20 protein-coding genes are annotated in these 22,650 nt (G+C 63.7%); 10 read left to right on the top strand and 10 right to left on the bottom strand.

Annotated elements, in window-relative coordinates; genetic code table 11:
* Nucleotides 1–101 precede the first annotated feature (101 nt).
* The 5 genes from ABQM86_RS07155 to ABQM86_RS07135 form a co-directional block, all read right to left on the bottom strand.
* Nucleotides 102–941, bottom strand: coding sequence for a pentapeptide repeat-containing protein (locus ABQM86_RS07155; RefSeq protein ID WP_207596821.1), 840 nt, complete (start codon nt 939–941; stop codon nt 102–104).
* 187 nt (nt 942–1,128) lie between these two features.
* Nucleotides 1,129–2,349 (bottom strand): Ig-like domain-containing protein, encoded by a 1,221-nt coding sequence (locus tag ABQM86_RS07150; protein WP_369746269.1) that lies wholly within the window; start codon nt 2,347–2,349, stop codon nt 1,129–1,131.
* Between the two features lie 119 nt (nt 2,350–2,468).
* Nucleotides 2,469–3,947, bottom strand: a complete 1,479-nt coding sequence (gene ahcY, locus ABQM86_RS07145; RefSeq protein WP_207596819.1) for an adenosylhomocysteinase — start codon at nt 3,945–3,947, stop codon at nt 2,469–2,471.
* A gap of 45 nt (nt 3,948–3,992) precedes the next feature.
* Nucleotides 3,993–4,211, bottom strand: a complete 219-nt coding sequence (locus tag ABQM86_RS07140) for a Trm112 family protein (protein ID WP_207596818.1) — start codon at nt 4,209–4,211, stop codon at nt 3,993–3,995.
* A 144-nt stretch (nt 4,212–4,355) separates the two neighbouring features.
* Nucleotides 4,356–4,733 (bottom strand): DUF3499 domain-containing protein, encoded by a 378-nt coding sequence (locus ABQM86_RS07135; RefSeq protein ID WP_280627517.1) that lies wholly within the window; start codon nt 4,731–4,733, stop codon nt 4,356–4,358.
* A 142-nt stretch (nt 4,734–4,875) separates the two neighbouring features.
* Here ABQM86_RS07135 and ABQM86_RS07130 point away from each other — a divergent pair, with 142 nt between their 5' ends.
* Nucleotides 4,876–5,394, top strand: coding sequence for a metallopeptidase family protein (locus tag ABQM86_RS07130; RefSeq protein ID WP_207596816.1), 519 nt, complete (start codon nt 4,876–4,878; stop codon nt 5,392–5,394).
* 7 nt (nt 5,395–5,401) lie between these two features.
* Here ABQM86_RS07130 and ABQM86_RS07125 read toward each other — a convergent pair whose 3' ends face one another.
* Genes ABQM86_RS07125 through ABQM86_RS07115 form a run of 3 tightly spaced genes read right to left on the bottom strand, consistent with a single transcriptional unit; the run spans nt 5,402 to nt 10,960 of the window.
* Nucleotides 5,402–7,039 carry a DUF5719 family protein gene (locus tag ABQM86_RS07125; protein ID WP_369746268.1) on the bottom strand — a complete coding sequence of 546 codons (1,638 nt, stop codon included), beginning with the start codon at nt 7,037–7,039 and terminating at the stop codon, nt 5,402–5,404.
* Nucleotides 7,032–10,415, bottom strand: coding sequence for a glycosyltransferase (locus ABQM86_RS07120; protein WP_369746644.1), 3,384 nt, complete (start codon nt 10,413–10,415; stop codon nt 7,032–7,034). Before ABQM86_RS07120 ends, ABQM86_RS07125 begins: the two co-directional genes overlap by 8 nt.
* On the bottom strand, nt 10,415–10,960 hold the full coding sequence (locus tag ABQM86_RS07115) for a WhiB family transcriptional regulator (RefSeq protein ID WP_081733423.1): 546 nt from the start codon (nt 10,958–10,960) through the stop codon (nt 10,415–10,417). Before ABQM86_RS07115 ends, ABQM86_RS07120 begins: the two co-directional genes overlap by 1 nt.
* A 378-nt stretch (nt 10,961–11,338) precedes the next feature.
* Here ABQM86_RS07115 and ABQM86_RS07110 point away from each other — a divergent pair, with 378 nt between their 5' ends.
* Nucleotides 11,339–12,034, top strand: a complete 696-nt coding sequence (locus ABQM86_RS07110; RefSeq protein ID WP_337339541.1) for a TIGR03089 family protein — start codon at nt 11,339–11,341, stop codon at nt 12,032–12,034.
* On the opposite strand, the gene ABQM86_RS07105 is transcribed toward ABQM86_RS07110, so the two are convergent.
* Entirely contained in the window at nt 12,021–12,584 is a 564-nt protein-coding gene (locus ABQM86_RS07105; RefSeq protein WP_207596812.1) for a GtrA family protein, read from the bottom strand. The two genes, ABQM86_RS07110 and ABQM86_RS07105, sit on opposite strands and share 14 nt — an antisense overlap.
* A 191-nt stretch (nt 12,585–12,775) precedes the next feature.
* Here ABQM86_RS07105 and ABQM86_RS07100 point away from each other — a divergent pair, with 191 nt between their 5' ends.
* Genes ABQM86_RS07100 through ABQM86_RS07080 form a run of 5 tightly spaced genes read left to right on the top strand, consistent with a single transcriptional unit; the run spans nt 12,776 to nt 18,403 of the window.
* The gene (locus tag ABQM86_RS07100) at nt 12,776–13,963 is read left to right on the top strand and encodes a 5-(carboxyamino)imidazole ribonucleotide synthase (RefSeq protein ID WP_337339540.1); all 1,188 of its coding nucleotides are present in this window, start codon (nt 12,776–12,778) and stop codon (nt 13,961–13,963) included.
* Nucleotides 13,960–14,523, top strand: a complete 564-nt coding sequence (gene purE / locus ABQM86_RS07095; RefSeq protein WP_089594181.1) for a 5-(carboxyamino)imidazole ribonucleotide mutase — start codon at nt 13,960–13,962, stop codon at nt 14,521–14,523. Before ABQM86_RS07100 ends, purE begins: the two co-directional genes overlap by 4 nt.
* Nucleotides 14,524–14,543: 20 nt before the next feature.
* The gene (locus ABQM86_RS07090) at nt 14,544–16,160 is read left to right on the top strand and encodes an LCP family protein (RefSeq protein ID WP_207597507.1); all 1,617 of its coding nucleotides are present in this window, start codon (nt 14,544–14,546) and stop codon (nt 16,158–16,160) included.
* A gap of 53 nt (nt 16,161–16,213) precedes the next feature.
* Nucleotides 16,214–17,464 carry a mannose-6-phosphate isomerase, class I gene (gene manA / locus ABQM86_RS07085; RefSeq protein ID WP_369746267.1) on the top strand — a complete coding sequence of 417 codons (1,251 nt, stop codon included), beginning with the start codon at nt 16,214–16,216 and terminating at the stop codon, nt 17,462–17,464.
* A 3-nt stretch (nt 17,465–17,467) separates the two neighbouring features.
* Nucleotides 17,468–18,403 carry a lipid II:glycine glycyltransferase FemX gene (locus tag ABQM86_RS07080; protein WP_369746266.1) on the top strand — a complete coding sequence of 312 codons (936 nt, stop codon included), beginning with the start codon at nt 17,468–17,470 and terminating at the stop codon, nt 18,401–18,403.
* A gap of 138 nt (nt 18,404–18,541) precedes the next feature.
* Here the strand turns inward: ABQM86_RS07080 and glpX are convergent, their stop codons facing one another.
* Nucleotides 18,542–19,564, bottom strand: coding sequence for a class II fructose-bisphosphatase (gene glpX, locus ABQM86_RS07075; RefSeq protein WP_017198677.1), 1,023 nt, complete (start codon nt 19,562–19,564; stop codon nt 18,542–18,544).
* Nucleotides 19,565–19,689: 125 nt separating this feature from the next.
* Here glpX and ABQM86_RS07070 point away from each other — a divergent pair, with 125 nt between their 5' ends.
* The 3 genes from ABQM86_RS07070 to ABQM86_RS07060 all read left to right on the top strand — a co-directional run bounded on the left by ABQM86_RS07070 (nt 19,690) and on the right by ABQM86_RS07060 (nt 22,647).
* Entirely contained in the window at nt 19,690–20,466 is a 777-nt protein-coding gene (locus ABQM86_RS07070) for a DUF4245 domain-containing protein (protein ID WP_369746265.1), read from the top strand.
* A 51-nt stretch (nt 20,467–20,517) separates the two neighbouring features.
* The gene (locus ABQM86_RS07065; RefSeq protein WP_011774029.1) at nt 20,518–21,132 is read left to right on the top strand and encodes a carbonic anhydrase; all 615 of its coding nucleotides are present in this window, start codon (nt 20,518–20,520) and stop codon (nt 21,130–21,132) included.
* Between the two features lie 87 nt (nt 21,133–21,219).
* Nucleotides 21,220–22,647 (top strand): class II fumarate hydratase, encoded by a 1,428-nt coding sequence (locus tag ABQM86_RS07060; RefSeq protein WP_089594175.1) that lies wholly within the window; start codon nt 21,220–21,222, stop codon nt 22,645–22,647.
* Nucleotides 22,648–22,650 lie beyond the last annotated feature (3 nt).

Raw genomic sequence — 22,650 nt, 5'->3', positions numbered from 1 at the left:
GGCTGGCGCCGGGGGGCCGCCGTCCTCTGCCTGCTCGCTCGTTCCTCGCTTGGACGCAGGCTGCCGGACGCAGGCCCCCCGGCTTGTCCCGGTTGCAGTCTTCAGCGCCAGTGATCCGGTTTTGTGAGTCTTTGTGGCAGGAGGGTGGTGGGGTCGCCTTCGGCGGCGGTGATCTGCGGTTGCGTCAGGTAGAGCGCACTGGAGAGATCGGCGCCGTGGAGGTGGGCTCCCCGGAGATCGGCTCCCAACAGGTCTGCCGCCGTGAGGTCGCTGTTCCTGAGGTTTGCTCCTATCAAGTAGGCACTGCGGAAGTTGGATCCGCAGAGGCGTCGGTTCGCCAGGTTCGCGCCCATCAGGTCGGCGCCGCTGTGATCACCGTCCCGGCGAGGGCCGTCGTCGGGCGTTTGCGCGTCCTCGGCTCCGTAGGAGGCCCGTAGTTCCTCGCTGACCTCCATCAGGAGGGCCCGCACTTCACCATGCAGCGTTTCGACGTCGGTGGCAAGGATCGCTGTTGCGTCGCCTTGGGCGGTGGTTGTTATGCGTCCGGACAGGTGGCCGGCCGCTGAAGCGAGGTCGGGGTCGAAGGTCCGTTGCTGGGCTTCGGCCAGGTACCAGAGCATTTCGTGGAGCTGCCTCACCACCTTGAACACGGCGAACATCGAGGACGTGGACGAGGGTTGGTCCCTCCAGCTGGTACCGCCAAAGGTGTGCTGGGAGACCACTTGGCCCGCGCCGAAGCAATCGAAAACGGTGCAGCCACGGAATCCGCGCGGCCGGAGGCGTTCATGGATGGTGCAGGAAAAATCGGCGGACATGTTCGGGCAGGGTGTCGCCGCGGGTTTGTCGATGGCAAAGTCGGCCGAGCGGACGAATCCCAGGGCGGTACAGCAGAGGGCAAAGCAGTTGCCGCAGTCCGGGCGAAGGGTTGGTTGAAGAGTCATGTGTGCTCCAGGTGATGAAAGAGGGTCCGGTGGGAAAGGCCGGGGAACCCGTTGGCGGGTTCCCCTCAGGGACACCCGGAATCACCGAGGAGGGCAGCACAAAGTGAAGGGCCAACATGTGGTCAGCACAGGAAAGGTGGGTCAAAGAGCGCAGGAAATAATCACTGCCACTATCGTAACCGCTGGGCTAGCGCTGGGCGTAGCTCGCCCAAGGGATATTCCAGTCGCCGAAGCCCTCCAGGGGCTCTACTGCGGGGGCTCCGGTGTTGAGGATCTGCACGACGTCGCCGGTCTTCATGTTGTTGAAGAACCAGGCAGCATCTGCGGGCAGCAGTCCCACGCAACCATGCGAAACGTTGGCAACCCCGATGGAGCTCCAGGCCGCTTCAAGGGCCTGATGGACATAAACGCCGGACCAGGTCAACCGGTTGGCGTACTCCACTACCAGCGGTGGATAGTAGCCCTTGTCACCCGGCTTCAAGCCAATGGTCCCCGCGTTGAAGTTGGAGTGGCGTTCCTGCTCCATGATCACGGCATAGCCGGTAGGAGACAGCCAGTCTTCGCCGCCGAGCGACACGGGCGCAGTGTGCACCAGCTGCCCGTCCGAATACACGTTCATGGTCTTGGTGTTGTCATCCACTACGGCCACACGCTGGGGACCGGTAGTGAACGTGGACACCACGTCCGCATTGCCGATCATCTTGTTGCCAAAGTCGACGCCCAGGAGTTTCATGTCCACTGTGACGGTGGTCCCTGAAGCCCAGAAAGCTTCGGGACGGATCCGCACCTTCGTGTCCGAATACCAATGCCACGCCACGGGCTGGCCGGAGGACACCGTGATGGCCACTCGCTTCTCCATGGCAGCCTTGTCCACCACGGGCTCGCTGAAGTTGATCTCGATGGGCTGTCCTGACCCGGCCGTGGTTCCGTTCCGGGGGTAGATGGAAGCATCGGCCTCATAGGCTGCGGAAACGGTGGTGAAGGTTTGGGTCTTCTTGGTTTCCTTCCCGGCGGTATCCACCACGGTGAAGGAATAGTTGTACTGGGTTTCAAACTTCAGTACTTCCGAGGTAGTCCACGTGCTTCCATCCGGGCTGGTCTTGCCCTGGACAGGCGCGCCGCCGGCTACCGGAGCCAGGACGACGTCTTTGACCTTGCCGTTGACTGCTTTGATCTGCGGGCCCACCACGGGGTTCCACTCGATGGCACCGTCCAGCGGGGTGATCCCCAACTCCACGGGCTTTGCTTCCACAGTTGCCGTGGGAGACGCCGCAGGGCCGCCGTCCTGCGGAGGGCCGGCCAGCAGTCCGGGCACGGTAGCAACACCAATTCCGCCCACGGCAATAGCGGCGCAGATCCCTGCGATGGCAAGGATCTTGCCCGTCTTCCGTTTGGCGACTTCCGTCATGTTTTCCGTCTTCCTGTCCCCCGGCAAGCAATACTGAACACCCAATCCTAGCCGAAAGGCCGGCCACGCTGCTCGCGTGTCCGGCCTTTCGCCATCGATTTGGGTAGTGCTGGCCCGCTTTAGTAGCGGTAGTGCTCCGGCTTGTAAGGACCAGCGACGTCCAGGTCCAGGTATTCGGCCTGGTCCTTGCTGAGTTCGGTCAGCTCGACACCCAAGGCGTCCAGGTGGAGCCGCGCTACCTTCTCGTCCAGGATCTTCGGAAGCACGTAAACCTGCTTCCCATACTCGCGTTCTCCGGCGGGCTGGTCCTTCTTGGTCCAGAGCTCAATCTGCGCGATGGTCTGGTTGGCGAAGGAGTTGCTCATCACGAACGACGGGTGTCCCGTGGCGTTGCCCAGGTTGAGGAGGCGGCCCTCGGACAGCACGATGATGGACCGCTCGGAATCCGTACCTTCTTCGAACACCCATTCGTGGACCTGGGGCTTGATCTCCACTTTCCTGACACCCGGGATCTTCGCCAGCCCGGCGATGTCGATCTCATTGTCAAAGTGGCCGATGTTGCCAACGATGGCCTTGTTTTTCATGCCCAGCATGTGCTCGGCCATGATGACGTCTTTGTTGCCGGTAGTGGTGATGAAGATGTCACCCTGGGCCAGGACCGTCTCCAGCTTCGCAACCTGGTACCCATCCATGGCAGCCTGCAAGGCGCAAATGGGATCGATTTCGGTCACGATGACGCGCGAACCCTGGCCGCGCAGCGCCTCTGCAGCGCCCTTGCCGACGTCGCCATAGCCGCAGACGACAGCTACTTTGCCGCCCATGAGGACGTCGGTAGCACGGTTGATGCCGTCAGGAAGGGAGTGGCGGATGCCGTACTTGTTGTCGAACTTGCTCTTGGTAACGGAGTCGTTGACGTTGATGGCCGGGAACAGCAGCTTGCCCTGCTCGGCGAGCTGGTACAGGCGGTGGACGCCCGTGGTGGTTTCTTCCGTGACACCCTCGATGCGTGCAGCAAGACGGGTCCACTTCTGCGGATCAGCTGCCAGGGTCCTGCGGAGGAGGTCCAGGATGAGGACGTATTCTTCCGGGTCCTCCTCGGTGGCGGTGGGAACGGCGCCGGCGGCCTCGAAATCCACGCCCTTGTGCAGCAGCAGCGTGGCGTCGCCGCCGTCGTCGAGAATCATGTTGGGGCCCAACTCCGGGTTGGTGTCGGCGCCGGGCCAAGTGAGGATCTGCTCGGCAGTCCACCAGTATTCCTCCAGCGTTTCGCCCTTCCAGGCAAAGACCGGAACACCCTGCGGATCTTCCGGGGTTCCCTTACCGACCACGACGGCGGCAGCGGCTTCGTCCTGGGTGGAGAAGATGTTGCAGGAAGCCCAACGGACCTCAGCACCCAGGGCCGTGAGGGTCTCGATGAGGACCGCCGTCTGGACGGTCATGTGCAGGGAGCCGGCAATTCGGGCCCCCTTGAGCGGCTGGGAAGCACCGAATTCGGCGCGGAGGGACATCAGGCCCGGCATCTCGTGCTCGGCAAGGCGGATCTGGTGGCGGCCAGCCTCCGCAAGGGTGATGTCAGCCACTTTGAAGTCGAAAGTCATGGAAGTCCTTAGGGGTACCGTGCGGAATGGGTGAAGAAGTGTGGGTTAAGCCTTGGAATCGTGCTGGCCGGAGGTGGCTGCATGGGCCGCGGCGAGGAGCTCCGGCGGCAAGAGCAGCGGGATGCCGTCCTCGATGGCGTAGCGGAGCTTTTTCCCGGTGGAGTCTCCAGCGGTGGAGACCAGTTCCTCACCCTCCTGGACCAGCGGTGAACCCGACACGGGGCAGCGCAGGATGGACAACAGTTCAGGACTGACCTTTGGCATGAATGATGCTCCCTGGGTGGCGCCGTCATGGCGCAGGTGGCGGATGTTATCTGCAGATTCCAGACTACCGCGCAGGATCAGCCTGTTTGGAGCAGGGCGACGAATTGCGTCCGAAGCAGACACAGGACACCAGAGCGAACCGGGTCAGGACGGCTCGCGGAGGATGCGCAGGTGGCCTCGTCGGGTTCCTTCGGTCGCTGCCGGCGGCTCCATCTGCCCGTGGCTGTGCCGGGCAGGAGTTTCGGGAGCCGCTGACGCCGCCTCGCGGACGGCGTTGGCCAGGGCCAGGAGGTCGTCGGGCCCAGGCTCAGGCGGCGTGGCAGGCATCGCAAGGCGCAGGACTTCCCAGCCACGCGGCACCGTCAGGCTCTCTGCGTGCTGTGAGCAAAGATCATAGGCGTGCGGTTCGGCATACGTGGCCAAAGGACCAAGGACGGCGGTCGACTCGGCGTACACGTACGTCAAAGTGGCCACCGCCGACTGGCGGCAGGCTGATCTTGAACATTGACGAATAGCACCCACAACATCCCAGATTAGCGCCAACTTGCAACAGAGTTGCGCATTGTCTGCCCGTGGCTCCCTGGAACCGGTGGCTCATCAGCAACTCCGGCGCGCTGCAGGCAATGATGTCGCGCTGGCGGTTCCTCGGGACTAAAGTCGATATATGCAGTCACAGCCACATGTTCCCGGATTCACCATCCGGTGGACTGACGCCGATGGCGATCAGGCAAAGCAACACGCCGGTTCGGGTGTGCGCGGTTTCCGGCGGCGTCGACGCAATCGGCATGGGCGGGGACTGCGCGGGGAGCTGATGCTCCCCAGCCTTCCCGGCTTCCGTACCCGCGCAGAGCGCTTCGATGACATGGTGCTGGACTCCGCAGAGCGGCTTCAGGACATGTGGGGCAAGCAGCTTGACGGCGTCCTTTTTGCCGTGGACGAGATCCCGCCCAACCTCGAACAGCTTGTTGCCATGGGTAGCCCCGCTCCCCTGGGCTCATATACGCCCGGTGGTCGCGGCGAAGCCCCCATGATCACGGTGTACCGCAGGGTAGTTGAACAAGGCTGCACCACCCGCGAGGAACTGCAGGACCTGGTGCACGACGTCGTGGTGGAGTACACCGCTGAAATGCTGGGCGTGCCCCCGGAGACGCTGGATCCCGTATACCGCCGCCGGTATCAGTAACGCCCCGCTAGTAACCTACGGACACTGGGACCTTTTCGAGTCCCGCGGCTGCGTCCTGGATGGCTGCTACCGAGATGTCCGGCCGGCCCTGCGTGCCAAGGACCAGTGCGCCATAGATGGGGTCACCGGAGGCAGAAACTACATACCCCGCTACCACCGAATCGCCCGACTTTGAGGGAAGTTCGATCAACGAGGTGGTGCCGCCGGACAGGTCAACGTCTACGGATTTTCCCACCGCGCCGTCTGCGGTGACCGGGGCATAGGTGACCGTGCCCCGCCCCTCGGGGACACCGAAACTAAGGTACCGCTGCCCGTTGCGTGGAATAGCTACGAGGTGCTGGCTGCCGAGACGGGCCGACGAGGGAGACCACGCGAAGTCAGTGGCTTCCTCCGCTTTGGCTCCCCGCGTAACCCTGGCCGAGGCCACGAAGGCAACGTCTGAGCTTGCCCTGACGGTGTAGGTGCCGGCAGGGATGCCTTCCAGGTTCATGGTGGCTACGGTTCCGCCTTTGACCGTCACCACTCCGCCGCTTGGAATCTTGCGTTCGCCGTTGGCCCCGTACAGGCTGACCTGCACTACGGCATCGGTGGAGCCGGGAACGGCGATCTGCAGGGCGGGTGCTGCGTCGGCGAAGCCGGGCTTGGTGGCGAGTGCCTTTGTGGCCGCCGGATCCTGGATATCGACGCCGGACATGACCTGCAGGCTCGATGCCCCTGAGCCCGGCGAAAGGTACTCGACGCCGCCAGGAGCGAGGCCGCGCAAAACACTTTGCTGAACGGTCGCAGCTACCGGGCCGCCCGTGCTGCGAACGTGGACGGCGAGTTCGCTTTCGCTGGGGGCCAAGCCTGCGAGGTTCACCGAGCGGGTGGTTCCGGGAGCTACCAGGAGTCCGCGTGCCCCCGGCGCCTGGATCTGGCCCTTCTCCCCAAACAGGTCCAGGTTCACCGTGGCCGGAGTCTCCGAAGCGTTGCTCAGGTTAAGGACTGCCGTACGGCCCACTGCCGTGTTGGCCCCCAGCAGCCAGGCGTCGTTTCCCGGCGATTGGCATTGGGCTGACGCCAGGCCGCGAAGATCTCCATCAGTGGCGGCGTAGCTGAGATTGGCAGCAAGGGAGGCCTGCTCATTCCCCAAGGGATCCGCTCCCACTACGGCCGGAGCCGTCACCGGGGAAATAGAGGCCACACCGGCAGACAACACTGGAGGTCCGGCCGTTGGCGTGGGAGTACTGGCCGGCGCTTTGGCGATCTCAGCAACTGCGTCACCTTCCAGCGACATCACCTTGCTTCCAGGGACCGTACCGGCCGGATTACTCAGCACCACTGCGTTGAGGGCGCTGACGGCGGTAGTGGAGACAGGGCTGAAGTCTGCATCAGTTCCCACCACCGTTCCATTGACCAGCCTCGCGGGTTCCGGGCACACACCCAATGCGCGGCCTGCGGGAACATCGGCTTGCCGGATGTCCATGGTGGTCCCGCCGGATGGTTCGGGCATCATCGACGTCGCCGCAACAGCTCCACCACCGGCGGCCAGGATGGCCACTGCGGAGAGGACACCCGTGACGACGCCCCGGTTGGAACTTCGCGAGCCCTTGCTGGAACTGCGCGACGGTTTTTCGTCGACAGGCTGCTTCTGGTCCTCAGACACTGCTGTACTCCTTACGGAGGGAGACTTCATCCCTCGACATGCCGGTTCGGGTGCGCCGTGCGGGCATCGGTATTGCCAACAGGAGCGTCAGCCCGATCACCACGGCCTGCATTATGCCGAACCACAAAGCCCAGGGGTTGGTATAACGGACTTCCAACTCCCCGCCGTTGGCCGGGAGCTCAAAGGCCTGCGACCATCCGGACGTGGCAGTCTTGAGCTGCTTTCCATCCATCGAGGCCGTCCAGCCGGGATCGGATCGTTCGGCAAGAACAAGCTTGCGGCCCTCGCCACCGGCAGGGACGGCAGCGTCCACGGACACTTCCTCTGCGGGCAGATTGGCCATGGTCTTGCCATCGGCATCAATGATCCTGACGCGGTGCGCGGTTTCAGCAGCTGTAGCGGCAGGCTGGTTCCGGGGCGAGACGCGCCACAGCCATCCGGCTTCGGTCTGCCCAACGGCAACCAGGCCCGGGACGGCGTCGATCCTGCTCGCCGTCAACTGGGCTGCGTTATCCGCAGCCTTCAGGACCACAAATCCGGCCCCCAACTGTTCCAGGTCCGCGCGCGGGTCCACTCCACTACTGGCCACAATGGTGGCCACTGCCCGCCGAAGCGAGGCAGTGGCGGCGTCGTCGTCCACAATATCTTCGCGGCCCGGTGCACCGATGATGGTACGGGCCGACGCGATGGTGGACAGGCTGTCCAGGGTGGTGCCGGCGCCGCGCATCAACGAGGACGTAAACGCGCCCTGCTCACCGCTGGTAATGACCAGCGTGCGGGTACGTTCCGGCCCCTGTCCGCGATCGACGGCGGTGGCCGGCAAAGTGCTGGAGTCCACCGGCCATACCTGGCGTTCAGCCCCCAGGGACGACGCCGGTTCGGCCGCGTTCGGTGATGTCGACAACCCGGGCGCGGGCGAACGCTGAAGGACGTTCTGACCTGCCCATGCGGCCATCCCCGCGAGGGGCCCGGCCACGAGGAGCGTCAGGACCAGCCCGGAAGCCACGCGCCGCATGGGCAGCCTGGGGCCACTGGAATCGGTCGTCCGGCGGGGCGCGGAGAAGAGCTTGTCTGCGCCAATGACCGCAGCACCGAGCAGCAACATGCCGGCCGCTGACACCGCCGGGCCGGTGAAAGGTCCAACGATGACGTTGTTGTTGACGCCGGTGGCTACATGCCCCACCAGCCAGCCACTCGCCAAGGTGGCCAGGGCGGCCACCCAGAACACCCTCGCCAGGGCCGTCCGCTTGCCGGGCAGGAACAGCGCCGTCACTGCCAGAACCAGGACAGGCGCACTGACCAACAGCGCCAGCAGCAAAGCCCAGGGCACGGCGCCCGGACCGAAGAACGACAGCCCGGTCAGGCCGCCGTCGAGGTCGAATGCCAACGGCTGTCCGAGCAATTGCTGCCAAAACGGCGCGGCTTCGAAGGTCAACGGCACTCCGGGATCAGCCAGCAGGGCACGGGGTCTGTCCAACACGGAAATTCCGTAAGGCACGAACAAAGCAACTGTGGGCAGGAGTGACCACCACAGCGTCTTTCCGCGCTGCCCGAGGATGACGGCCGCAAGGATCACCGCAACCACGATCGGCCCCAAAAGCGATGGTGCCGAGGCAGTCACAACGGCCATGACCAGCCCGCCGGCCGCGGCAGCGGTCCAGGACGGTGTTCCGTTGATGCCCGGCTTTCCGAGGATCGGAGCAGGCCGCCTGCTCAGTGAAGAGACGGGGTGTGAATTCACGTGGCCGATCGCAGATCCCGAGGCGCGAAGCAGCCCGAGCAGCAACAGCGGCATCATCACATGGGCAACCAAGGCGCCTGCGCGGCCTTCATTGATCGCGACCAGCAGGGCGGGGGCGGCAGACCATGCCAGGGCGGCAACAGTCCTGAAACGGCGCTTGGTGGTCAAAGCGCCCGCTGCGAACCATGCGCCGACAGCGGACAGCGGCATGGCCAGGATGAGCAGCCAAGCCATGGCCGAGTTGCCGTCTCCCCCGCCAATGAGGGACAGCAGCCACAGCACGTAGCCAAAGGGATCCCCATGCCCCGGCAATCCTGCGCCGAGGGAGATCCACCATGTGGAGGCATTGGCCCAGATGTCTCCAGGCGTTGCAGAGAGCGGGATGAGGCCGCCACCGGCCACGACGCCGGAGCGGAGCAGCCCAAGCAGTCCAACAAGCGCTGCGGCAAGGGCCAGCAGGGCCGCCGCGACGGCGCCTGTTCCCACCCAACCGCGTTCGTTCGTTGCCAAGGATGCGAAGTCGTCAGCGGCATCACCGCTGGGTTCGGGAGCCAGAAGGTCCGAAACTGCGGACGGGTCGTCACTGGGGCGGATCGCCTCCAGCAAAGACCGCCTGTTGGATCGGACTTCACGGGTTGATGTTTGCAGGCCGCGGACCACCGAACGGTGCACCCGGCGTGTGCTTGCGGCAACCCGGCGGCCCCGCGCAATGGCGACCGGTCGGACCAAGGCGGCAACGGTTGCCGTGAACTGCGAGAAGCCGTATCCCGGTTCCTTGACCAGAATGCTCAGCATAAGTCGAACGATGGCACCGAACAGGGCTCCCGCGGCCTGGAACGGAACCTTCCACCAGGGAGCGTGCTTGAGCCGCAGATGAATTTGGGCTTTGCGCGCGGCTGAGGAGGTGCCCAAACCATGGGGACGGTGCTCCACGTGGAACATCCTGGCGCTGGGAACCACCACCACGCGATTGCCGGCCAGCCAGTTCCGCCAGCAGAAGTCCACGTCGTCGCCGCTGCCAGGCAGCGCAGGATCAAAGCCCTGCAGCAACTCCCAGACGTCGCGGCGGATCAGCATCCCGGCAGAATTCACGGCGAAGGTGTCCGTGCGGGCATCGTATTGCCCCTGGTCTACTTCGTCCGCATCGATCAGGGTCAGGCGTTCGGCCCAGCGGCTCGTGGAGAGTCCTACGTCCACCAGGTGGCGCTCATTGTCCCAACCGAGCTGCTTGCAACCGGCCACTGTCACCGATGGGGCCCGTTCCACGGCGTGCAGAAGTTCCGCCAAGGCATCGGGTGCCGGAGCGGCGTCGTCGTGAAGGAGCCAGATCCAGTCAAAAGAGCCGGCGCGGTTTCCATGGTCATCGCCAGTGGCATCCTGGTCATGCGCCAGCTCGTGGAGGCCTGCCTGAACTGCTGCGCCAAAACCGGATTTCGCCTGCTGGAAGGTGGTGACATTGCCTTGGCCGAAAGCTTCGCGAAGCATGTCCAGCGAATTGTCCGTGGAACCTGTATCAACGCCAATGGCGGCATCTGCCGGACGCGTTTGGTCCGACAATGCCGCCAGTGTCCTGGGGAGATAGTTGCCGCCGTTGTGGGAGACCACAACGGCGGTAACGTGAACTTCCTTGAGAATTAGACCGCTCGCTTCCTTAGCCGACGACGCTCCCGTTCGGAGAGTCCGCCCCAAATACCGAACCGCTCATCATTGGCGAGGGCATATTCCAAGCACTGCGAACGGACGTTGCACGCCCCGCAGACTTTCTTGGCGTCCCTGGTGGAACCACCCTTTTCCGGGAAGAAAGCTTCCGGATCGGTTTGAGCACACAGTGCATCAGTCTGCCAGCCAAGTTCACCTTCGTCATCGAAGTCGCCTTGGCCCGGCAGGCCGATCCATACGGGCTGCCCCGGAGTTTCCAGCGGACGACGCACCTCCATGGGAGGGTCGTCCAAGTCTTCTTCCGGCCCTGCAGGCAGATCGCCGATCAGCGCCTCATGTGCAGCCAGGAGGGCAGTTGCCTGATCCTCCAAAGAGTCCTGCACATTCTGGTTGTAGCGGTCTGCCGCTTCCGGATCCGCTGGGTCGACGTACCAATCTCCCGGTACTTCCCGCGAACGGTATTTCACCGACGCATGTTCTGCGACGACTGCATCTTCCTGGATACGCAACGCTTGCCCCATGGCGTCCCTCCTGATTTTGCAGCTGCTGCTTGGATGTGTTTCCGATTCCCGGCGACGTTCCGGATATCTGTGCAGCGGCGTTTGATTACTAATTACACGCGTGTAACTACCCGTCAGTCAAGCTGCGCCGGGATAATAATCAAGAATCCGCAGAAACGTGGGATGCGCCACGCCCAAGATTTTGCCCGTGCCGCTGCGTGTCTCTGCGGAAAACGGGAGGCCCGGATCGATTTACGTGAACTTTCATTGAATTTCCGCGGAAAACTAAGCCTTTCGACGCGAGGCGCCCACCGACTGGAGAAAATGTCCTGTGTCGCAATTCACAAACCCGGTGATAATCCCCGGGACGGCGGGGGGCCACCGTGGCAAGATTGACGCATGAGCATCCCGGCAGCGAACCTGATGACCGCCCTGCGATCCGGCCATTCAACCTCACCACGGCTTACGTGGTACGGGCCTGACTCCGAGCGGGTGGAGCTTTCGGGCCGCGTCCTGGACAACTGGGTGGCCAAGACCAGCAACCTCCTGCAGGACGAGCTGGACGCGGAACCCGGCATGACCATCCGACTGGACCTTCCCGCGCACTGGAAGTCCTTCGTCTGGGCGTTGGCGGCTTGGCAGCTTGGCATGGAGGTGGTCTTTGACCGCACCTCCGCGGATCTCCTGGTCACCGACAGTCCCGACGACGGCGACGGGTCCGGTTTCGACGCAGTGGTGGCCGTACCGCTCGCAGCACTTGCGATGCGTTGGCCCGGTGAGCTGCCATCCGGCGTCGTGGATTACGCGGCGGAAGTCCGCTCCCATGGCGACGTCTTTATGGCGCACAACGAGCCCGCCCCGGATTTGCCGGCAGTGCGGGGTGCCTCGGAACTCACCCACGAAGCCCTCATGAAGGAATTTGCCGCTGGCCACGAACCCGGCGTCCGCCTGCTGGTACGCGCAACAGACGGCCTGGAGAAATGCCTGGCATCATCACTGGGCGCCTGGCACGGCGACGGCTCGGTAGTGCTGGTACACCCTGACCTCGAGGTGACCGAGCACCTGCTGGAGAACGAGCGGGTCAGCCGTTCTTAACGGACGGCAACTCGCCGGTGCCGGGGTTGGCAGCTCCGGCCTCGCTCTTGGCTTTGTGGTGGAGTTCGATGATCTCGTGGTCATGCGAGAACTCCGGCTCGGCATCCAGTTCTTCGTTGAACACCCAAAAACGGTAGGCAAAGAAGCGGAAGATGGTGCCCAGGACAAGGCCTACCACACTGCCGGCGATGAACAGTGAGGGCTTGTCGTTCAGGTCCAGGATGTACTTGGCGAACCAAACGCAACCGGATGCGATCAGGAGCCCCACCAGGTTCATGATGGCGAACAACACGGCCTCACGGACCACATTCGCCTGCTTGCGGTGGCGGAATGTCCAAAAACGGTTTGCGACCCACGAGAAAACACTTGCAACGATGGTTGCTATGGCCTTGGCCCACACTTCGCTGCCGTGCATCGGTCCGGAGAACAGCCAGATGAAAACGGCCGAGTCAATGACAAAAGCAACACCGCCGACGGCGCCGAACTTCGCTACTTCGCGCCAAAAAAGCGAGGCGAGTCCGCGGATGCGATCTGCAAGTGTGGTGATCATGACCCTCCATGGCCGTTGAAAAGGTGGGCCGATGGGCCAAGTCCATTTTAGCCCCGATTTCCCCGCACTGCCTTTGAGGTGACTGTGAGAACGCCGATACTGGCGCCCTCATGCCGCCGGAGCTGTGGAAAAAGCAGCCGCGAGGGCGGCAGAATCAGTGATCACCCCACCGGTTCGGTAGGCTGAACCTTGTGACTTTTCCAGTAATTGGCGTTGTTGGCGGCGGCCAGCTCGCACGAATGATGGCTCCGCCCGCTACCGCCTTGGGCTTCGAACTCCGTGTTTTGGCTGAGGGTGAGGACGTTTCGGCTGTTGCCGCGGTGGCCACAGCCCCGATCGGCGACTACAAGGACCTGAACGCTCTCCTTGAGTTCTCCAAGGGCCTGGACGTGCTGACGTTCGACCACGAACATGTCCCCACTGAACACTTGCAGGCCCTTCTGGATGCCGGCGTCAACGTCCAGCCCGGCCCCGACGCACTGGTCAATGCCCAGGACAAGCTGGTGATGCGGGCTGCGATCGACCGCCTCGGTCTTCCCAATCCAGAGTGGTCCGCGGTCAACAGCGTTGAAGAGCTGGTGGCTTTTGGCGACCGCATCGGCTGGCCCGTTGTCCTGAAGACACCACGCGGCGGTTACGACGGCAAAGGCGTCAGGATTGTCCACTCAGCAGAGGACGCCGCGGAGACCGCCGATTGGTTCCAGGCCATGAGCCCCTTGCTTGCAGAGGCAAAGGTGGACTTCAGCCGCGAACTCTCGGCACTGGTCGCCCGCACCCCCGGCGGCGAATCGCGGGCCTGGCCCGTGGTCCACACCATTCAGGTGGACGGTGTCTGCGACGAAGTCATCGCACCGGCCCAGAACATCCCCGTTGAGGTGGCCGCTGCCGCCGAGGAAGCTGCGTTGCGGATCGCCAATGAGCTTGGCGTCACCGGCGTCATGGCTGCAGAACTGTTTGAGACCCCGGGTGTCGGTGCAGGCTTCCTCATCAACGAACTTGCCATGCGCCCGCACAATACGGGGCACTGGACCCAGGACGGCTCCATTACCAGCCAGTTCGAACAGCACCTTCGGGCTGTGCTGGACCTGCCGCTCGGCGCAACCGACGCACTGGCGCCCGTGGTGGTCATGAAGAATTTCCTCGGCGGCGAGAACCAGGACCTGTTCAAGGCCTTCCCCCTTGCCTTGGCCTACGAGCCCGCAGCCAAGGTCCACTCCTATGGCAAGTCCGTTCGTCCCGGCCGCAAGATCGGCCACGTGAACCTCGTAGGCAGTTCGGTCTCCGACGTCGACTCTGTCCGCCAGCGCGCCACGGTCGTGGCCAACATCATCCGCGACGGCCGCAAGCCCGAGCAGACCACCCTTGAGGAGACCGCATGACGTCAGAAGCAACAGCCCCGCTGGTAGGGCTCGTGATGGGTTCGGATTCGGACTGGCCCGTCATGGAAGCTGCAGCGGACGCCCTGGCAGAATTCGGTATCCCCTTTGAGGCGGACGTCGTTTCTGCGCACCGCATGCCCACCGAAATGATCCGTTACGGCCAGACTGCCCACGAGCGTGGACTGCGGGTCATCATCGCCGGTGCGGGCGGGGCCGCCCATCTTCCCGGCATGCTGGCCTCGGTGACACCGCTTCCTGTGATCGGCGTCCCCGTGCCCCTGAAGACCCTGGATGGCATGGACTCCCTGCTGTCCATCGTCCAGATGCCTGCCGGTGTCCCGGTGGCCACGGTGTCCATTGCCGGGGCCCGCAATGCCGGTCTCCTGGCTGTCCGGATGCTGGCCTCGGGAACGGACGAACTCGCAGCGAAGCTCCGCGCAGATCTGCTCGATTTTGCCCAGGAGCTCAATGACGTCGCCAGCAAGAAGGGCGAAAACCTGCGCCGCAAAGTAGAGGAAGTCTTCTCCCCTGCCAACGCTTCAGACCGGGGCTCCCGCTAGGAAGGCAGCGGTTGACTACCATGCACAAGACTTCGAATCAGCCCGGTTCCGCCCTGACTGATCCCGTCCGCTATCCGTCCGGGGCCAGCGCCCCGGTGCGGACCAAACGCGCCTTCGTGCTGGTGCTCCTCACGCTCTTTATCCCCGGCAGCGCCCAGATTGTTGCCGGAGACCGAAAACTTGGCCGGATGGCGTTGCGCGTCACGCTCACCGTGTGGGCACTGGCGCTGGTTACCCTGTTCATCGCGTTGGTGAACCGCACCGTGTTGCTCAGTATTTTTACCCATCCGATCGGTTCACTCTTCATCATCGTGGTCCTTGTTGCTTTGGCTCTGGGATGGGCCTATCTGTTCCTCAACACCCTGCGGATCATCAGGCCTGCCCTGCTGGCTCCGGGGATGCGACCCATCATTGCCGTGGTCCTGGCAGTCTCTACAGTGCTTGCCAGCGGCTCGCTGGGTTACATCGCCTACGTCCTGAACGTCAGCCGGAACGCCATCGGCAGTATTTTCAACGCCGGCCCGGCCATCGATCCCGTGGACGGGCGTTACAACTTCCTCATGATGGGTGGCGACGCCGGGGATGACAGGACGGGCCGCCGCCCGGACAGCCTCTCCGTCATCAGTGTCGACGCCAAGACCGGCGAGAGCGCCATCATCTCCGTCCCCCGCAACCTTCAAAACGCCCAGTTCAGCGAGGGCTCACCCATGCGTGAGATCTACCCTGAGGGCTACAACTGCGGTGACGAATGCCTCATCAATGCCGTCAATACCGAGGTCACCAACAACTACCAGAACCTCTACCCCGGAGTTGCCGATCCCGGCGCCCAGGCCACCTTGGAGGCGGTCTCCGGCACGCTCGGAATCACTGTCCAGGCCTACGTCCTGGTGGACATGGATGGCTTTGCCAAACTCATCGACGCCATGGGCGGCATCCGCATCAAGGCCGGCGGCTGGGTTCCCATCAGTGGTCCCGTCACTGATGAGGCCAATGGGATCCATGGCATGCCGGACGGCTGGATCCCGGCCGGTGACCAGCACCTGGATGGTTTCCATGCCCTCTGGTACGGCCGCTCCCGCGAATTCGTGGATGACTACGCCCGCATTGCCCGCCAGCAATGCGTACAGCAGGCCATGCTCAAGCAGTTGGATCCGGCCACCCTCCTCACCAAGTTCGAGGACATCGCCAACGCCGGCACCAAGGTTGTTGACTCCAATATTTCTTCCAACCAGCTGGGCAGCTTCGTGGACCTCGCCCTGAAGTCCAAGAACCAGCCCGTCAAGCGGCTCACCATCGGCCCACCGGACTTCGACGCGTCCTTCTCCACCGTGCCCGACTTCGACCTCATCCACTCCAAGGTCCAGGAAGTCCTGGCGTCGTCCAACGCCCCCAAAGCCGATGATGCCGTCGTATCGCCCAACGGCGCTGCTGCCGGCACCATCGTGGCTGCCGGGCCGGTTGCAGGGCGCCTCCCCACAAGCCAGCTTCCCTCGCCGTCGGCCGATTTCACCCCGGTGACCACCACTCCGGATGGCACCCCCATCACCATCGAACTGCTCAACGGCCTTAAGGCCCAGGGCGATGAGCAAGGCATCCGGGATCTCGTAGCCACCAACGGACAGTGCGCACCGCTGTAGGCGTGCAGATCCCCTCCACCCCACGTCCAGCGCAACGATAAGGACCTTCTTTCGTGTACCAGATTGAGAATGTTTTGCGACCCTACGCGTGGGGTTCGACGACGGCGATCGCAAACTTGCTGGGGCGCCCGGCATCAGGTGGCCCCGAAGCCGAACTGTGGATCGGCGCCCACCCGGACTCCCCCTCCACAGCCCTTCACCCCAACGGCGTGACCCAACCCCTGAACGCCTTGATCGAGTCCGATCCCCAGCGGTTCCTGGGTGCGGAGAGCCTGGCCGAATTCGGACCGCGGCTGCCGTTCCTCACCAAGTTGCTGGCAGCGGAACAGCCGTTGTCCCTGCAGGTGCACCCCAGCCTGGAACAGGCCCGGGAAGGCTTTGCCCGGGAGAACGCCGCCGGGATCCCCGCGGACGCAGCGGATCGCAACTACCGCGACAACAACCACAAGCCTGAGATGGTTTTTCCCCTCACTCCGTTCAGGGCCTTGTGTGGTTTCCGTTCCCCCGCTGATTCGCGGAGCATCTTTGAGCACCTGGCGCAGGTCCTCGATGCAGCGGCGGTGGACGTACCGGCAGTCATCCAGGACGTCATCTCCGATCTCGCCCAGGCCGACGAAGCCACTGCGCTCAAGGCAGCTTTCAGCCGCCTTATCGAGGGTGGCGGAGATATCTCCGACGCCATCAACGAGGTAGTGGCGGTCCTGTCCGCCGGAGCTCCGCTGGAGCCGCACCGGGAAGCCCTGACGGCAATGCTGGATATCAACGAGGCCTTCCCCGGCGATCCCGGCGTCCTCATCTCACTTCTCCTCAACCACCTCACCCTGGAGCCCGGCGAGGTGGTTTACCTGCCTGCGGGAAACATTCACGCGTATCTTCATGGGCTGGGCGTTGAAGTCATGGCTTCCTCCGACAACGTGCTTCGGGGCGGGCTCACCCCCAAGCATGTGGACGTTCCGGAATTGCTGAAGACGGTCCGGTTTGAAGCCCTCGGAGTGCCGCGCGTCCAGGTCAGTGGCACCGAGTTCGGGCAGGAGCTGTACCGGCCGCCCTTCAACGAATTCCAGTTGCAGCGCATTGAACTTGGCCCGGGTGCCGAGCCGGTTCCCTTGGCGCAAACCGGACCTGCCGTCGTCGTGGTGGTTTCCGGTTCGGTGCTGCTTGACTCGCCCAAGAGCGACCTCCGCCTCGAGCGCGGCGCGGCGGCGTTTATTCCGGACCTTGAGGCACCCGTGAACGTCCATCCTGTCCAGGGAGCCACGGAAACCAGCATCGCCTTTGCCGTCACCACAGGGCTGGGGAACTGATCCATGGAGTTTTTCCTGCAAACTCCCGCGTGGGCTGCTGTGCAGCGTTCACTGGGCCGCCGAGTCCACGAACAGTCCGGCCCGGGCTGGAGCTTCCTCGCCATTGAGGAAAAGAATCCCGCCGGCAAAGTCATCTATGCCCCCTACGGTCCTGTGGCAGAGTCCGTTGAAGCGTTCGACGCCGCCACGGAGGCCTTGGTAACCCTGGCCAAAAAGGAGCATGCGGTCTTCGTCCGGATGGAACCTGCAGCAGCCGGTTTTACAGCGTCCGACGCCGGCCCCCTCCTCCGCGCGCGCGGCTTGCGTCCCGCTCCGGTCAACCAGCAGCCCGAGCTGAGCTGGATCGTGGACCTCGATAGCGACTTCAAGGACGTGCTGGCCGGCATGAAGCCGACCAACCGGAACCTGTACCGGAACATCCACAAAAAGGGCGTGACCTTCCGCGCTTCCCAGGATCCTGCAGACATCAGGATTCTCCTGCACTTCCTCCACCTGACAGCTGCCCGGAACGGCTTCAAGCCACAAAGCGACGAGTACCTCACCCAAGTAGCCGCTTCCCTGCTGCCCCACGGCGCTGGAACACTGTTCATTGCGGAGCTGGAGGGCGAACCCATCGCTGCTGCCTTCGCTTACGACTCCGCTGACACCCGCGTCTACGCCCACGCGGCCTTGGACGACACCCACCGCAAGCTCAGCGCGGGCATCCCCCTCCTGGTGACGCTCATGGCTGACGCCAAGGAAAAGGGCTTGAAGCACGTGGATCTCTGGGGCGTGGCGCCCGAGGACCAGCCGGACCACAAGTGGGCCGGGTTCACTGCGTTCAAGAAATCCTTCGGCGGCCGCGAAGTCTCCTACCCCGGCACCTGGGACCTCCCGGTCAACAAAGTCCGCTACGGTGCCTACCAACTGGCCAGAAAGCTCCGCGACAAACTCCGCTAGGCCTTTTCCCGCGACCCACCCGTACCGCCACCGGACACAGAGAAGGACGGCGAGTATCGCGAAAGCGGCATCAAATCGACGAGGTACGAGGAGATAGCCGCCGAGCGATGCTCGCCGTCCTTCTGTTAGAAGCGGAGGTTACGGCTTGCGCGCGTACGTCTCCCACTTGGATGCGTGGTGCTCGGCCTCAACAAAGCGGACCGTCCCGGACTTGGAGCGCATGACGATGGACTGCGTCATCACGCGGTCCTTCTGGTAGCGCACACCGTGGAGGAGGTCGCCGTCGGTGATGCCGGTGGCTGCGAAGTAGCAGTTGTCCGAAGTAACGAGGTCGTTGGTGGACAGGACGCGGTCGAGGTCGTGTCCGGCGTCGATGGCTTTCTGCTTCTCTTCATCCGACGTCGGCCACAAGCGGCCCTGGATGACGCCACCAAGCGACTTGATGGCACAGGCTGCGACGATGCCTTCCGGGGTTCCGCCGATACCCATGAGGGCGTCAACACCGGTGCCGGAGCGGGCTGCGGCGATGGCGCCGGCGACGTCGCCGTCCATGATGAACTTGGTGCGTGCACCGGCTTCGCGGATTTCTTCCACAAGGGGGCGGTGGCGGTCGCGGTCCAGGATCATGACGTTGAGCTGGTTGACCTTGACGCCCTTGGCCTTGGCGATGAGGTGCAGGTTCTGCTTGACGGGCAGGCGAAGGTCCACCATGTCGGCGGCTTCTGGGCCGGTAACGAGCTTCTCCATGTAGAACACGGCGGAGGGGTCGAACATGGATCCGCGCTCAGCAACTGCCAGCACTGCGAGGGCGTTATTGATGCCGAGGGCGGTCAGACGGGTTCCGTCGATGGGGTCGACGGCGACGTCGCACTCGGGGCCGGTGCCGTCACCAACCTGCTCGCCGTTGAACAGCATGGGGGCTTCATCTTTTTCGCCTTCACCGATGACCACAACGCCGTTGAAGTGGACAGTGTGAAGGAACGAACGCATGGCATCGACGGCGGCGCCGTCTGCCTTATTCTTGTCACCGAATCCCACCCAGTGGCCACCGGCAATTGCCGCGGCCTCGGTGACTCGGACGAGTTCAAGCGCAAGGTTGCGGTCGGGTTCGTCGAGGCCGACGGCGAGCGACGGCGAAATCGTGGAATACTGCTGGGTCATTGGTGCAGGAGACACTTGAACCTCTTCTTCGAGTGACGATTCACGGGACCGGACATGGTTGCGCGGGGCAACCCGGGGTTCCTCTATCAACGATCATAGTCGCCACGTGGTCCAGGAGTCGTTGGATGACCACAGCCCCCGATGCCGGTGGTGAGGTTCCCGGATGTGTGTTCCCTGCCGGGATAAGGGATCATGGACAGGTGAGTGAAACGCAGGACAAGCCCGCAGCCGAGAACCAATCGGACGCTGCAGCGGCCAGCCAAAACGATGCCCAGGCCCTCCCGGATGCCCCCTACAAACCCGTCATTGCGGCGAAAGCTGCCAAGCGGGCCAACGCGTCGGTCATTGGCATGGTCATTGCCCTGCTTGTCTGCGTGCTGGCTTTCCTCCCCATCGTTTTGATGAACCCGGCTCCGAAGGGCGAGGGCTTCCGGCCCGATGTTGACGTGGCAGCCATTGCCCGCAACGCCGCAGGTGTGGCGGGATTCACACCGGTGACCCCGGATACGGGCGACACATTCAAACCCAACTACGCCCGGTGGGAATCAGGCACGGGAAGTGGCGTCCCGACGTGGGAGATTGGTTTCCTGACCCCCAAGGAGGCCTTCATCGGCCTCACCCAGACCACCCAGGCCAACCCCACTTGGATCTTGCAGCAGACGGAAAACCTGCCCGTCACCGGCACGCGCAACGCCGGTGGCCAGGATTGGGAACTGCGGGACTCCGGCAAGGAGAAGCGCAGCATGGTCCTGGAGTACCGGGGTACCACCATCATCTTGAGCGGCACCGCGAGCCTGGATGAGTTCGCAACGCTCGCTGCCGCCGTCGTGAAGTCCGCAGAGCAGGCGCCGTCGGCTAGCGCGCCCCCCTCAGCCCCTGCATCAACGCAACCGTCCGCTTAACCCGCGCAACAGTTTCACGGACTGCCCTGTCAGCGTCGTAAAGTAAGGCTCGTGCCTACTTACCTGACTCCAGCCCTGGCGTGGCGCCGTCTCCGCGAGGGCAACGAACGTTTTGTTTCCGGCGAATCCCTGCACCCCAACCAGGATGCTTCGCGTCGATCCTCACTCATTGAGAACCAGAATCCTTTTGCTGTCATTTTCGGCTGCTCGGATTCACGGCTCGCCGCCGAGATCATCTTTGACCTGGGCCTCGGTGACGCCTTCGTGGTCCGCACCGCCGGCCAGGTCATTGACGACGCCGTGCTTGGCTCCCTCGAGTACAGCATCAGCGAACTCCGGGTTCCGTTGATTGTGATTCTCGGCCATGACAGCTGTGGCGCAGTGAAGGCCACCAAGGCCGCCGTGGAAACCGGTGAGATGCCTCCTGGCTTCATCCGTGACCTCGTGGAACGCATCACGCCGTCGGTCCTGACGGCCAAGCGCAACAGCCAGGAAGACGTCAACGACATGGTGGTGGAGCACGTCAAGCAGACCGCCGCCCGCCTGGCCGACAGCTCGCGTGTGATTTCCGACGCCATCGACGACGGTCGGGTGGCTGTCATTGGCCTGTCCTACAAGCTCGATGAAGGCCGCGCGGCCCTCGTTTCCGGGATCGGCAAGCTCTAGGAGCACGTGCTCCGGCCCGGGCGCCGGAGCACGTAGCACTCCCCTCCGGGTTTTCTGTGCGGCGTCCAATCGCCCTAAGCTAGCCCCATGACTTCCACCACTGAGTTCCGTATTGAACATGACACGATGGGCGAAGTTCGCGTCCCCGTGAACGCCCTGTACCGCGCCCAGACGCAGCGTGCTGTGGAGAACTTCCCGATCTCCGGCAAGACGCTTGAGCGCACACACATCGAAGCCCTGGCCCGCGTCAAGAAGGCAGCTGCACTGGCGAACGCCGAACTGGGGGTGCTCGATGGTGAGCTCGCCGAGGCCATCGCCGCCGCCGCCGATGAGGTTGCCACCGGCAAGTACGACGGCGATTTCCCCATCGACGTCTTCCAGACCGGTTCAGGCACCTCCTCCAACATGAACACCAACGAGGTCATCGCCGAGCTCGCATCGCGCGCCCTCGCAGCCGCCGGGAGTGACAAAGTTGTCCACCCGAACGATCACGTGAACGCTTCGCAGTCCTCCAATGACGTCTTCCCGACGTCGGTCCACGTCGCCGCCACGTCTGCCTTGATCAACGACCTGATCCCGGCCCTCGAGTACTTGGCCGCTTCCCTCGACCGCAAGGCCGTGGAGTTCAAGGACGTCGTCAAGTCGGGCCGTACCCACCTCATGGATGCAACGCCCGTCATGCTCGGCCAGGAGTTCGGTGGCTACGCCGCTCAGGTCCGCTACGGCATCGAGCGCATCAACGCTGCACTCCCCCGTGTTGCCGAAGTTCCCCTGGGCGGCACCGCAGTGGGCACCGGCATCAACACCCCTGCCGGCTTCCCGGAGCGCGTGATTGAACTGCTCGCAGCCGACACCGGGCTGCCGCTGACCGAGGCCCGCGACCACTTCGAAGCACAGGCAAACCGCGACGGCCTCATCGAGGGCTCCAGCCAGCTCCGCAACATCGCGATCTCCTTCATGAAGATCAACAACGACCTTCGCTGGATGGGCTCGGGCCCCAACACGGGTCTCGGCGAAATCGCCATTCCGGACCTTCAGCCGGGCTCCTCCATCATGCCCGGCAAGGTCAACCCGGTGATTTGCGAAGCGTCCATCATGGTCTGCGCCCAGGTCATCGGCAACGACACCGCCATCGCCTGGTCCGGCACCAACGGCGCCTTCGAGCTCAACGTCGGCATCCCTGTCATGGCCGCCAACCTCCTGGAGTCCATCCGCCTGCTGGCCAACACCAGCCGCGTCATGGCTGACAAGATGATCGACGGCATCACCGCCAACGTGGAGCGTGCACGCTTCCTGGCCGAGGCTTCCCCGTCCATCGTCACCCCGCTGAATAAGTTCATCGGGTACGAAAACGCTGCCAAGATCGCCAAAATTGCCGTCAAGGAGGGCCTGACCATCCGCCAGGCGACCGAAAAGCTCGGCTTCGTTGGCGAGGGCGAAGGCAAGGTCACTGAGGCCGAGCTCGACAAGGCCCTGGACGTCACCACCATGACGGCGCCGGCCCACAAGGCCTGACTC

This window comes from Paenarthrobacter sp. AMU7 (assembly GCF_041200195.1).
In the GTDB taxonomy this organism is placed as follows: Bacteria; Actinomycetota; Actinomycetes; order Actinomycetales; family Micrococcaceae; genus Arthrobacter.
The sequence above is the reverse complement of the archived record's forward strand: the minus strand, read 5'-3'. Positions and strand labels throughout refer to the sequence as shown.